This is a genomic window from Kitasatospora sp. NPDC006697 (genome assembly GCF_042869935.1).
Taxonomy (GTDB): domain Bacteria; phylum Actinomycetota; class Actinomycetes; order Streptomycetales; family Streptomycetaceae; genus Kitasatospora.
Genome location: NZ_JBIAGU010000006.1, coordinates 24,388 through 36,229, shown reverse-complemented (window position 1 = coordinate 36,229; position 11,842 = coordinate 24,388). Strand labels below are relative to the sequence as shown.

General features: G+C 74.4%; 11 protein-coding genes and 1 pseudogene. 2 read left to right on the top strand and 10 right to left on the bottom strand.

All coding sequences use genetic code 11. From position 1 onward, the window contains the following. Positions 1-3: 3 nt before the first annotated feature. Positions 4-1,575: a 3' terminal RNA ribose 2'-O-methyltransferase Hen1 gene (locus ACFYNO_RS10280; protein WP_388008460.1), complete on the bottom strand. Its 1,572-nt coding sequence runs from the start codon at positions 1,573-1,575 to the stop codon at positions 4-6. A 191-nt stretch (positions 1,576-1,766) separates the two neighbouring features. Here ACFYNO_RS10280 and dapD point away from each other — a divergent pair, with 191 nt between their 5' ends. Together dapD and ACFYNO_RS10270 are read left to right on the top strand one after the other, a co-directional pair. Then, a complete protein-coding gene (dapD, locus tag ACFYNO_RS10275) occupies positions 1,767-2,759 on the top strand; it encodes a 2,3,4,5-tetrahydropyridine-2,6-dicarboxylate N-succinyltransferase (protein WP_388008457.1) in 993 nt (330 codons plus the stop codon). A gap of 244 nt (positions 2,760-3,003) precedes the next feature. Further along, positions 3,004-3,180 (top strand): hypothetical protein, encoded by a 177-nt coding sequence (locus tag ACFYNO_RS10270; protein WP_388008454.1) that lies wholly within the window; start codon positions 3,004-3,006, stop codon positions 3,178-3,180. Between the two features lie 98 nt (positions 3,181-3,278). On the opposite strand, the pseudogene ACFYNO_RS10265 reads toward ACFYNO_RS10270, so the two are convergent. The 9 genes and pseudogenes from ACFYNO_RS10265 to nirB all read right to left on the bottom strand — a co-directional run. Next, positions 3,279-3,689: pseudogene (locus ACFYNO_RS10265) on the bottom strand (DUF6099 family protein); the annotation flags it as partial. A 296-nt stretch (positions 3,690-3,985) separates the two neighbouring features. Beyond that, a complete protein-coding gene (locus ACFYNO_RS10260) occupies positions 3,986-4,342 on the bottom strand; it encodes a nucleotide pyrophosphohydrolase (protein ID WP_388008451.1) in 357 nt (118 codons plus the stop codon). Beyond that, the gene (locus tag ACFYNO_RS10255; protein ID WP_388008448.1) at positions 4,339-5,628 is read right to left on the bottom strand and encodes an AAA family ATPase; all 1,290 of its coding nucleotides are present in this window, start codon (positions 5,626-5,628) and stop codon (positions 4,339-4,341) included. Before ACFYNO_RS10255 ends, ACFYNO_RS10260 begins: the two co-directional genes overlap by 4 nt. Before the next feature lie 105 nt (positions 5,629-5,733). Further along, entirely contained in the window at positions 5,734-6,570 is an 837-nt protein-coding gene (locus ACFYNO_RS10250; RefSeq protein ID WP_388008445.1) for a putative RNA methyltransferase, read from the bottom strand. Positions 6,571-6,591: 21 nt separating this feature from the next. After that, positions 6,592-7,023, bottom strand: coding sequence for a fic family toxin-antitoxin system, toxin component (locus tag ACFYNO_RS10245; RefSeq protein ID WP_388008443.1), 432 nt, complete (start codon positions 7,021-7,023; stop codon positions 6,592-6,594). Further along, the gene (locus ACFYNO_RS10240) at positions 7,020-7,265 is read right to left on the bottom strand and encodes a toxin-antitoxin system HicB family antitoxin (protein ID WP_388008440.1); all 246 of its coding nucleotides are present in this window, start codon (positions 7,263-7,265) and stop codon (positions 7,020-7,022) included. Before ACFYNO_RS10240 ends, ACFYNO_RS10245 begins: the two co-directional genes overlap by 4 nt. An 89-nt stretch (positions 7,266-7,354) precedes the next feature. Further along, positions 7,355-8,716 (bottom strand): nitrate/nitrite transporter, encoded by a 1,362-nt coding sequence (locus tag ACFYNO_RS10235; protein ID WP_388008437.1) that lies wholly within the window; start codon positions 8,714-8,716, stop codon positions 7,355-7,357. Beyond that, positions 8,713-9,072: a nitrite reductase small subunit NirD gene (gene nirD / locus ACFYNO_RS10230; RefSeq protein ID WP_388008434.1), complete on the bottom strand. Its 360-nt coding sequence runs from the start codon at positions 9,070-9,072 to the stop codon at positions 8,713-8,715. The genes ACFYNO_RS10235 and nirD overlap by 4 nt, the downstream gene beginning before the upstream one ends. Further along, complete coding sequence (gene nirB, locus ACFYNO_RS10225; RefSeq protein WP_388008431.1) at positions 9,069-11,630, bottom strand: nitrite reductase large subunit NirB; 2,562 nt, start codon at positions 11,628-11,630, stop codon at positions 9,069-9,071. Before nirB ends, nirD begins: the two co-directional genes overlap by 4 nt. Positions 11,631-11,842: the final 212 nt, after the last annotated feature.

Sequence of the window (11,842 nt, the reverse complement as noted above, 5' to 3'; positions counted from 1 at the left end):
CTTTCAGTTCGGGGTGCGGCGGAAGACGGCCAGCTGGGTGGGCGGGCCCACCTCCGGGTCGTCCGGGCCGACCGGGCGGTAGGTGACGGTGTAGCCGTGCCGGGCGGCGGCCCGCTCGGCCCAGTCGCGGAACTCGGCCCGGCTCCACTCGAAGCGGTGGTCGGCGTGCCGGAAGCGGCCCGCCGACAGGCTCGGCCAGCGGACGTTGTACTCCGCGTTGGGCGTGGTGACCACCACCGTGCCCGGCCTGGCCGCGCCGAGCACCGCGTGCTCCAGAGCCGGCAGCCGGTCCGGATCCAGGTGCTCGACCACCTCGCAGAGCACGGCGGCGTCGTAGCCGGCGAGCCGGGCATCGGTGTAGGTCAGCGCGCCCTGGACCAGCCGGACCCGGGCGGCCTGACGCTCCGACAACCGGTCCAGCCGCAGCTTGCGGGCCGCGACGGCCAGCGCCCGGGCGGACACGTCCACCCCCAGCACCTCGGCGAACCGACGGTCCTTCAGCAGCGCGCCGACCAGCTCGCCCTCGCCGCAGCCGAGGTCGAGCACCCGGGCCGCCCCGGCCTCGCCCAGCACCGCCAGGATCGCCTCGCGGCGCTGCACGGCCAGCGGGACCGCGCGCTCCTCGGCGGGTTCGCCGGCCGCGGCATCGGCGGCCGGGTCAGCCGCGGCATCGGCACCGGCCGCGACCCCGGCGTCCGCATCGGCGTCCGCATCGGCCGCAGGGGCGGCCTGCGAGCCGGCCACCGCGTTGTCGACCTCCTCGGGCTCCTGACCCTCGGCCTCGGCCAGCCGGACCAGCTCCAGCCGGCGCAGCGCCTCGTTCGCCAGCGACCAGCGCCGCTGCAGGTAGCGACGGGTGATCAGGGCGCGCTCCGGGTGGCCGGCGAGCCAGCCGTCGCCGGCGGCGAGCAGCTTGTCCACCTCGTCAGGGGCGACCCAGTAGTGCTTGGCGCCGTCCAGCACCGGCAGCAGCACGTAGAGGTGCTGCAGGGCGTCGGCCAGCCGCAGGGTGCCGGTCAGCTCCAGCCGCAGGTAGCGGGAGTCGCCCCAGTCCGGGAAGGCGCGGTCAAGCGGAATCGGCTCGGCCGCGACCTGCCAGCCCAGCGGCTCGAAGAGCCGCCGGACCAGCGGCTGCTCGCCCTCCCCCGCCGGCGCGCCGCCGACCGCGACGGCCGGCAGCCGCACGGTCAGCGGGCGCGGCTGCCCGGCGAGCTCGGGACGCTTCTCGCAGACGCCCTTCATCGCGGTGCGGAACACCGTGCGCAGGGCCACCGCGAGCAGCGAGGAGGCGGCGTAGGGGCGGTCGTTGACGTACTGGGCCAGCGCGGCCGCGCCGGTCGACCCGCCCGGGGCGGTCGGGGCCCGCCCGCGGGCTCGGCGGACCAGGGCGACCGGGTCCACTTCGAGGAGCAGGGCGGCGGTGCAGCGCTCTTCGTCGGCTTCGGGGTAGAAGACGTGCGCCTCGCCGTGCGCGGTGCTGAAGCGCTGCGCCTTGTCGGGGTGCTTGTGCAGGAGGAAGCCCAGGTCAGTGGCGGGCTGGGCGGCATCACCGGTGGTGGAGATCGTCATGAACACCCGGCCGAGTATCGCTGGACGCGCGGCGGGCGGGCATCCGATTTTGTCCTGGGCCGGGCGTTCGGGCGCCGGTCCGGCACTCGGCCGGGCGGGCGCTCCGGCGGCCGGGCGGCGGACCGCGCGGCGACCCGGGTCGTCCGATCCCCGAGCGGCTTCGGCAGCTCGGGCCCGGATTGGTTACGGTTCGGGATGTGACTGCTGAAACGACCTCCTCCGCCCCCCGTGGCGCGGTGGCCGCGGGCCTCGCGACCATCGCCGCCGACGGCACCGTCCTCGACACCTGGTACCCCTCCCCCGCGCTGACCGCCGAGGCCGGCCCGTCCGGCACCGTGCGGCTCACGGCCGAGCAGGCCGAGGCCGAGCTCGGGGCCGGCGCCGCCCAGGCACTGCGGACCGACGCCCGGCGCGGCGTCGAGGTGGTCGCGGTGCGCACCACGATCTCCTCGCTGGACGAGAAGCCGCTGGACACCCACGACATCTACCTGCGCCTGCACCTGCTGAGCCACCGCCTGGTGCAGCCGCACGGGCAGAGCCTGGACGGCATCTTCGGCCTGCTGGCCAACGTCGCCTGGACCAGCATCGGTCCGGTGCCGGTGGACGCGGTGGAGCAGGCCCGGCTGGCCGTCCGCGCCGAGGGCGGCCAGCTGGCCGTCTACGGGATCGACAAGTTCCCGCGGATGACCGACTACGTCGCCCCGACCGGGGTCCGGATCGCGCACGCGGACCGGGTCCGGCTCGGCGCCCACCTGGCGGCCGGCACCACCGTGATGCACGAGGGCTTCGTCAACTTCAACGCCGGCACGCTGGGCACCTCGATGGTCGAGGGCCGGATCAGCGCCGGTGTGGTGGTCGGCGACCACAGCGACATCGGCGGCGGCGCCTCGATCATGGGCACCCTCTCCGGCGGCGGCAAGCAGGTCGTCTCCGTCGGCCAGCGCTGCCTGCTCGGCGCCAACGCGGGCATCGGCATCTCGCTGGGCAGCGACTGCGTGGTCGAGGCCGGCCTCTACGTCACCGCCGGCACCCGGGTCACCACCCCGGACGGCGCGGTGGCCAAGGCGGTCGAGCTGTCCGGCCAGGACAACCTGCTGTTCCGCCGGAACTCGCAGTCCGGCGCGGTCGAGGTGATCGCCCGCTCCGGCTCCTGGGGCGGCCTGAACGCCGACCTGCACGCGCACAACTGAGGCGGTGCCGGGCGCTGACCCGGCGTCAACCTCCGGCTCACCGGGCCCCGGCCGCGCACCCGCGCGGCCGGGGCCCGCGGCCGTCAGTGGATCACTCGGGGGGCTGAGCCGGTCGGCGGGGCGGTGACCGGCGGCTGGACCGGTTCGTTGGAGCGAGGGGGCCACGGCCCCTGCGGTGCCGACCGGACGAGCGGTGCCGCCGCCCGAGCGCGTCCGAGCGCTCCCGAGCCGGAAGGCCCCGAGCATGTCCGAACCCTCGTACCTGGCCCCCGCGTCCCCGAAGAGCCTGCTGGAGCAGATGCAGGAACTGCTCGCCTCGGTCAACGCCGACCTGGCCGACCTCGGCTCGGACCTGGAGGCGGCCGGCGCTCGCGCGGCGGAGCCGCGGGAGCCGCTGGAGCCCGCCGAGGGCGGCTGGTAGCCGCGACCGGCCGGCGGCGCCGGGCCGGGCGACGACGGTTCGGCCGGGGCGGGCTCGGCCGCACCCGGTCCGCGCCCGCGCAGCACCCGGAGCAACTCGCCCAGCAGGTCGCGGCACTCCTGGGCGGCATCCACCCCGTCGACCGCCGCCCAGTAGGCGAGCCGGCCCGGCGGGTCGTTGCTGACCGCCCGCAGCGCCTCGCCGGCATTGGCCAGCAGCTGGCTCAGCCCGGCCAGCGCGGCCGCGGGGTCGGCCACCCCGCTGAGCTGGTCCGCCCGGCTGGCCGGCGGCGCCCCGACCACTTCGGCCAGCCGCTGCGCGAGCTGCCGCCCGGCCGAGGCGACCACCTCGGCGAGCGCCGACGGCTCCCCCTCCCACCGCTCGGCGAGCCGCTCGCCCACCACCTCGGTCAGCACCCCGACCTGCCACACCTCGGCCAGCATCCGCTCCCCGGACCGCGCCTCGGCCAGCCGCTGCCGGGTGATCTTGATCAGTCGCACCGCATCCATCGCCGTACTCCGCTCGATCGCCTCGGGAGAACCTGTCGGCCCTCCCGTCGACCCCGAGCCTGCGCTCATGGGGAGAGGGGCGGGAGCGGGTACGCGAAAGCTGTGGACAACCCCGGTGCTGTGGACAGTTCCGCACGGTGGAGAAGTCGGCGGAACGGCGGAAGTCGGCGCGGAGGGGAGTTGCGGGTGGGGCGGTGAAGCGCCGGGGATGCCGGCTCACCTGGGATGGCCCGTGAAGCCCGGCGGCGGGACCGCTCTGGGAGGCAGACCCAGCCGCCGCAGGCTCCCGCGCCTCCCTACCGTCCTCCCTCCCCCGCCTCCCCGACGTCCCCCGGCACCGGGAAGCGCAGTTCGTTGCGGTCGATCTTCGCGGAGAGCGCCGCCAGCGGGTCGACCCCCAGGACCGCGCAGAACTGCAGCAGATAGGCCAACACGTCCGCGACCTCGTCGCGGACGCGGTGGGCGCGGTCCGGCTCGGACATCACGGCGACGGCCTGCTCCGGAGTCAGCCACTGGAAGATCTCCAGCAGTTCGCCCGCCTCCACGGTGAGCGCAGCGGCCAGGTTCTTCGGGGTGTGGAAGGGCTGCCAGCTGCGGGCGGCGGCGAAGGCGGTCAGCCGCCGGGTCAGGTCCTCGATGCTCTCGGTTGTCACGGCTCCTGGTCTACCCCATCCGCCGTCCCGCCCTGCTCGGGTACCCGGGGCACCGGCGGCTCCAGCACGCTGCGGCCGGTCCTGGGGTCGCGCCGGCAGCCCACCAGCACCGTGCCCGGCACCTGCCGGGCCGGCTCCGGGTCCTGCACGGCCGCCAGCAGCCGCAGGTGCCCGCTGGCGCAGACCTCGTGGGCCAGCCGGAGCAGTGCCGCGGTCTGCTCGGCGGCCAGTCCGGCGCCCAGGTCCTCGGCGAGCACGGTCAGCTGCCGCCGTGCCCAGGGCACCTCGCCCGCCGGGTCGACGGCCAGCACCCCGGCACCGGTGAGCAGCACGGCGGCGTGCGCCAGCAGCCGCAGCATGCCGTCGGAGGCCTGGTCGGCGCCGGTGCGGCCGAGCACGCCCTCGTCGAAGACGGCGAGCACGCGTTCCTGGGCGCGGGTGCCGCGCCGGTCGACATCCAGTCCGAGCAGCGGGTGCGGGGCCGCGCCCTGCACCGTCTTGAGCAGCCGCCCGTAGCGCCGCTGGCACTCGCCCTGCAGCCGGGCCAGCACGGCCGACATGTTGGCGGCGGTGGGCAGCAGCCGGGCGGCCGGGTCGGCCCGGGCCCAGCCGCGCATCAGGGCCGGCACCGGGTGCACCGGGAAGACCTCGCGCAGTGCGGTGAGCACCTGCTCGGCGGCGTCCAGCACCTTGCGCTCGCCGGCCGAGGAGCCGGCCACCCGGAGCGGGATCTGGGTGGTGATCAGGCTGCTGCTGGGGAACGGCGCCCGGATGTCGCCCTGCCGGGTGTCGTTGTGCCAGCTGACGTTCACCCGGCGCCCCGGCACGTCCTGCTCGCCGGTCTCCACCAGGGTCTGCCCGGCGCAGACCAGCCACTCCCGGGCGACCCGGACCGGCCCGTCGGTGCGGATCACCAGTTCCAGCCGGATCGGCCCGGCGCAGGACCGCACCGAGCAGCCGAGGATGATCGCGTTGCGCCCGTGCGGCACGCAGCCGACCAGCCCGCCGCGGATCGGCAGCGCCAGCGGTCCGCAGCCGCCGCCGTCCAGCGAGGCGGCGATCTCCTCGCCGTGGGCCAGCCGGGAGAGCACCGCGAGCGCGTCCAGCGCGTTGGACTTGCCGACCCCGGACGGCCCGTGCAGCACGGTGAGCGGGGAGAGCGGCAGGGTGGTGCGGCGGTAGGACTTGAACGAGGTGAGCCGCAGCTCCTCCACGGTGGGCCGCAGGGTCGGACCGGACTCGGCGTGGGAGGGGACGGCGGGGCGCAGGACGACTTCACTGGTCACCGGTCTGACGCTACTGACGCACCGTCACCCCACATGCTGCAGAAACGTGACTGCGCGTCACCATTCATCCCAAAGAGGCGCCCCACGGGGTGCCGAAAGGCCCCCTCAGCGCCGGTACACCCCGATCCGCACCGACCCCGTCACCGCCACCGGATCCGGCAGCTCCGCCAGCCCCCGCGCCAGCGCCCCGCCGTCGGTGTGCCAGGCGTTCGGCCCCATCCCGACCACCGCCGCGGCGTCCCGGTGCCCGAGCCGCAGCTCGAACTCGACCTCCCGGCGCCCCTCGGCCGTCAGCCAGGGCCCCAGCTTCTCCTCGATCCGCCGCTCCTTCTCCTCGTCCACCGCCAGCAGCCCCAGCGCGCCGACCAGTTCGCGCAGGTGCCGGGTGGTCGGCGTGACCACCAGCAGCCGCCCGCCGGGCCGCAGCACCCGCTGGATCTCCGGCCCGTTGCGCGGCGCGAAGACGTTCAGCACCAGGTCGGCGCAGCCGTCCGCGAGCGGCAGCGGCCGCCAGGCGTCGCAGACCACCGCGCCGGCCCTGGGGTGCGCCTTGGCGGCCCGGCGCAGTGCGAACTTGGAGAGGTCGAGCGCCGCCCCGACCGCCTCCGGCAGGGCGTCCAGCACTCCGGCGAGGTAGTGGCCGGTGCCGGCCCCGAGGTCGGCCACCAGCCGGGTGCCGGGCTCCTCGGCGGCCGTCTCGGCGAGCGCCCGGGAGATCGGCGCGTAGTGGCCGGCGGCCAGGAAGTCGGCGCGGGCGGCGACCATCTCCACGGTGTCGCCGGTGCCGGGGTTGGCGCCGGCCGGCAGCAGACTGACGTAGCCCTGTCGGGCCACGTCGAAGGCGTGGCCCCCGGGGCAGCGCAGGGTGCGCCCGGCCGGGTCCAGGGCCAGGCCGAGCGCGCAGTGCGGGCAGGTCAGGTACTGCTCGAGGTCGCGGAGCACCGACCCACTGTACGGGGTGCGTCAGTCGCTGTCGGAGTCCTCGGGCCCGTCCTCGCCGGCCACGCCCTCGCCCTCGGCCTCGTCGACGATCCAGCCGCTCAGCCGCTCGGCGACGCCGTCCACCGCGATCTTGCCCTCCCGGATCGCCCGGGCCAGGCTGCGCACCTCGCGGGCCGTGGTGGCCACGTGCGAGCCGCTGGCGACCAGGTAGGCGTAGGCGACGGCGGTGGCGAACAGCTCGTTGGAGCGCTCCAGCGCCGGCACCCGGATCAGCTGCTGCATCAGCGCGGCGGCGCGGTCCTGCGGTTCGGGGTAGACCGCGATGTCGAAGATCTCCGCCTGGTGCCGGGTGATCGCTGCGAGCAGCGAGCCGTAGTCGGTCACCTGCGGGTCTCCCGGGGTGTACTGCTCGGCGGTCATGAGCAGCCAGGAGAGGTCGATCTCCAGGTTCAACGGCGTGCGCCCTGTCGGTCGCCCGCCGGGACCGGCTCGCCGAACTCGGCGAGGAAGTCGCTCTCGTACTCCTTCATGAACTGCGCCGCGGCATCCACGAAACGCCGGCCGGCCTCGCCCATGTCCTGCTGGACGAGCCGCTCGATGTACTGGTTCATGCTGATCCCCTGCTGCTCCGCCCGCTCCCGGGCCATTTCAGCGGTGGTGGCGTCCACCCGCACGTTGAGCTGCTTCTTACCCATGCCTAGACGCTAGCGCTGTCCTGCTAGCACGACAAGGGCGCGAACGGGGGCGCTCGCCGGCTCCCGTTCACGCCCTGGTCGGATTCGAGTCACACTCCGGCCAGCCGCCCCGGTCGGCGGCGCAGGTAGACCGCCCAGGTCAGCAGCAGGCAGAGCGCGTAGTAGCCGAGGAAGGCCAGGTAGGCGCCGTCGCCGCGGTGGCTGGAAAGGAACGCCTGCCGGAAGGCCATGTTCACCAGCACCCCGCCGAACGCCCCGATCGCGCCGGCCAGGCCGATCACCGCGCCGGAGCGCCGGCGGGCGGTGCGCTCGGCGGTCTCCCGGTCGGCGCCGGCCGCGACCGCGGTGGCGGCCCGGGCCCGGAAGACGGCCGGGATCATCTTGTAGGTGGAGCCGTTGCCCAGGCCGCTCAGCACGAAGAGCGCCACGAACCCGGCCAGGAAGAGCCCCAGCGAGTGCTGCCGCGAGGCCACCAGCACCACCGCGGCGCCCACCGCCATCGCCACGAAGTTCCAGCAGGTCACCACCGCCCCGCCGAACCGGTCGGCCAGCCGCCCGCCGACCGGGCGGATCAGCGAGCCCAGCAACGGCCCGAGGAAGGTCAGGTAGGCGGCCTTCACCGGGGTGTCGAACTGGTGGTGGAACTGCACCTGGAGGACCTGCCCGAAGGCGAAGCCGAAGCCGATGAAGGAGCCGAAGGAGCCGATGTAGAGCACCGAGATCACCCAGGTGTGCGGCTCCGGCAGCACCTCCCGCAGCGCGCCCCGGTCGCCCTTGAGAGTGGCCAGGTTGTCCATCCGCAGCGCCGCGCCGAGCGCCGCCAGCACGATCAGCGGCAGGTAGATCACCAGCAGCAGCCGCGGGTGCGCGGCACCGGCGGTGGCCAGCACCAGCAGCCCGAGCAGTTGCACCACCGGCACCCCGAGGTTGCCGCCGCCGGCGTTGATGCCCAGCGCCCAGCCCTTCAGCCGCTCCGGGTAGAAGGCGTTGATGTTGGCCATCGAGGAGGCGAAGTTGCCTCCGCCGACGCCGGCCACGGCGGAGACCAGCAGCAGGGTGGAGAAGGAGACCCCGGGCTTGAGCACCAGGCCGGTCAGCACGGTCGGCACCAGCAGCAGCAGCGCGCTGAGCACCGTCCAGTTCCGGCCGCCGAACTTCGCCACCGCGAAGGTGTAGGGGATCCGCAGCACCGCGCCGACCGCCGTGGGCAGCGCGGTGAGCAGGAACTTGCCCGCGGGGTCGATGTGGTAGGCCGGGCCGAGGAAGAGCACCAGCACCGACCAGAGGCTCCAGACCGAGAAGCCGATGTGCTCGGAGAGCACCGAGTAGACCAGGTTGCGCCGGGCGATCCTCGCGCCGGCCTCGGCCCAGAACGCGGTGTCCTCGGGCTGCCAGTCCTCGATCCGCCGGCCCGCCGGGGCGGCCGTTCTGCCGGCCAGCACCCCGGTCACCGGGCCGCCACCCGGACCGGCCAGGTACGCAGGTCGGCGGGGGAGCCGTCCGGCGTGGTCTCCTCGTCCAGGCTGCGCCCGTCGCGCAGGTCGAAGGCCTGCTTGAGCATCGGCGAGGTGACCACCGGCACCTCGCCGCGGCTGCCGACCAGGCCGCGGGACATCACGTAGGCGCCGCTGAACGGGTCGCGGTTGTCCAGGGCGAACAGCTCGCCGGAGCGGGTCCGGAAGACGGCCGCCTGGGTGCCGTCGGGCAGCAGCACCGCCACCCCGCGGCCGGGGATCAGCTGCTCGTAGTCACAGACCGGTGTCCACCCCCGGCCGTCGTCGATCTGCACGGTCTGCACGGTTGTCATCGGCTCCGCACCTCCAGCTTGGCGCTGCTGATCAGGACCCGGCCGTCCTCGTCGGGCCGGGCCGGACGGATCTGGTCGCGCTCCGGGACGAAGCGCACCGTCGGGTCGGGGGTCCCGGGGGCGTTGGCGAAGGAGACGAACCGCCGCAGCCGCTCGGGGTCGGCCAGGGTGGCCGCCCACTCGTCCTCGTAGGTCTCCACATGACGGGACATCAGCTCGTCGAGCTCCTCACAGATGCCCAGCGAGTCGTCCAGCACCACGGCCCGCAGGTGTTCGATGCCGCCCTCCAGCCGGTCCAGCCAGGGCGCGGTGCGCTCCAGCCGGTCGGCGGTGCGGATGTAGAACATCAGGAACCGGTCAATGGTGCGGATCAGCGTCTCGTGGTCCAGGTCGGCGGCGAGCAGGTCGCCGTGGCGCGGGGTCATGCCGCCGTTGCCGCCGACGTAGAGGTTCCAGCCCTCGGCGGTGGCGATCACGCCGAAGTCCTTGCCCTGCGCCTCCGCGCACTCCCGGGCGCAGCCGGAGACCGCCGACTTCAGCTTGTGCGGGGCGCGCAGACCGCGGTAGCGCAGCTCCAGCTCGATCGCCAGGGCCACCGAGTCCTGCACCCCGTAGCGGCACCAGGTCTGCCCGACGCAGGACTTGACGGTGCGCAGGGCCTTTCCGTAGGCGTGGCCGGACTCGAAGCCGGCCTCCACCAGCCGGCGCCAGATGTCCGGCAGCTGGTCCACGGTGGCACCGAACAGGTCGATCCGCTGGCCGCCGGTGATCTTGGTGTAGAGGCCGTAGTCGCGGGCGATCTCGCCGATCACGATCAGTCCCTCGGCGGTGATCTCGCCACCGGGCACCCGGGGCACCACCGAGTAGGAGCCGTTGCGCTGCAGGTTGGCCAGGAAGTGGTCGTTGGTGTCCTGCAGCGCGGCCTGCTCGCCGTCCAGCACGTGGCCGTTGCCGAGGCTGGCCAGGATCGAGGCGACGGCCGGCTTGCAGGTGTCGCAGCCGTCCCCGGTGCCGTGCTCGTCGATCAGCCGGGAGAAGGTGGTGATGCCCTTGACCCGCACCACCTCGTACAGCTCGGCCCGGGTGAGCGCGAAGTGCTCGCACAGCCCGCGGGACACCTCGACGCCGGCCGCGGCCAGTTCCTCGTCCACGATGGAGCCGACCAGCTTGATGCAGCTGCCGCAGCCGGTGCCGGCCTTGGTGCACTTCTTGACCTCGGGCAGGCTGGTCGCACCCTGCTCGGTGACGGCCGCCTTGATGGTCGCCTTGCTGACGTTGTGGCAGGAGCAGACCACCGCCTCGTCCGGCAGCTGCAGCGGGCCGTGCTGGCCGGGCGCGGTCGGCACCAGGAACTGCTCGGCCGGGCCGGGCAGCACGGCTCCGCTGATGGCCAGCGGGCGAAGCATGGCGTAGGAGTCGGCGTCGCCGACTAGCACACCGCCGAGCAGCCGGCCGTCGGCGCCGATCACCAGCTTCTTGTAGACGCCCGCGCCGGCGTTGGCGTAGAGCACGTCGACCGCGCCCTCGGTGGCGCCCAGCGCGTCGCCGAAGCTGGCCACGTCCACGCCCAGCAGCTTCAGCTTGGTGGAGGTGTCGGCGCCGGTGAACTCGCCGCCGCCGCCGGTCAGTCCGCGGGCCACCGTGTCGGCCATCGCGTAGCCCGGCGCGACCAGCCCGTAGACCCGGCCGTCCACCGCGAGGGCGCACTCGCCGATCGCCCAGATGTGCTCGTCCGAGGTGCGGCACCGCTCGTCCACCGCGATCCCGCCCCGCTCGCCGACGGTCAGCCCGCAGTCCCGGGCCAGCTGGTCGCGCGGCCGCACGCCGGCCGAGAACACCACCAGGTCGACGGCGAGTTCGCTGCCGTCGGAGAGCGCCATCGAGCGCACCCGGCCGTCCTCCCCGGTCTCGATCCGCTGGGTGCCGGCGCCGGTGTGCACCCGCACGCCCAGGTCCTCGATCTTGCGCCGCAGCACCGCGCCGCCGCCCTCGTCCACCTGAAGGGCCATCAACCGGGGGGCGAACTCCACCACATGGGTCTCGAGGCCCATGGCGCGCAGCGCGCCGGCCGCCTCCAGGCCGAGCAGCCCGCCGCCGACCACGGCACCGACCGTGCAGCTGCCGGCCTGCTCGCGGATCGCCTCCAGGTCCTCGATGGTGCGGTAGACGTGGCAGCCGGCCGCGTCGTGGCCCGGTACCGGCGGCACGAACGGGTACGAGCCAGTGGCCAGCACCAGGGCGTCGTAGTGCAGTTCGGCGCCGGAGCGGGTGGTGACCAGACGGGCCGCCCGGTCGATCGCGGTGGCCGGGTCGCCGAGCCGCAGGTCGATGCCGTGCTCGGCCACGAACTCCGGCGGGCAGAGCGAGAGTTCCTCGGCGGAGGTGCCGGAGAACCAGGAGGTCAGGTGCACCCGGTCGTAGGCCGGGCGGACCTCCTCGGCGAGCACGGTGACCCGCCACCGACACGGCTGCTCGGCCGACGGCTGCTCGAACAGGGCTTCCAGGAAACGCTGCCCGACCATCCCGTGGCCGACCAGCACCAGATCCTTCACAGTCACGGGCTGACTCCTTCGGGGGCGGCGGTCATGGCCTGAAGACTGCGGCAGCGCGGTTACGCACCCGGGTCACGTATGTTGCGTCGAAGGTACGGTGCCCTCACCGGGCGACCGGCCCAGGGTGACCTGACGGAAATCTGACGTAACACCAGGCGGCGGCCCGCTTACCACCGCGTGATCGGTGCGCAACCGGCCGGAAACAGCCGGGCCGCAGG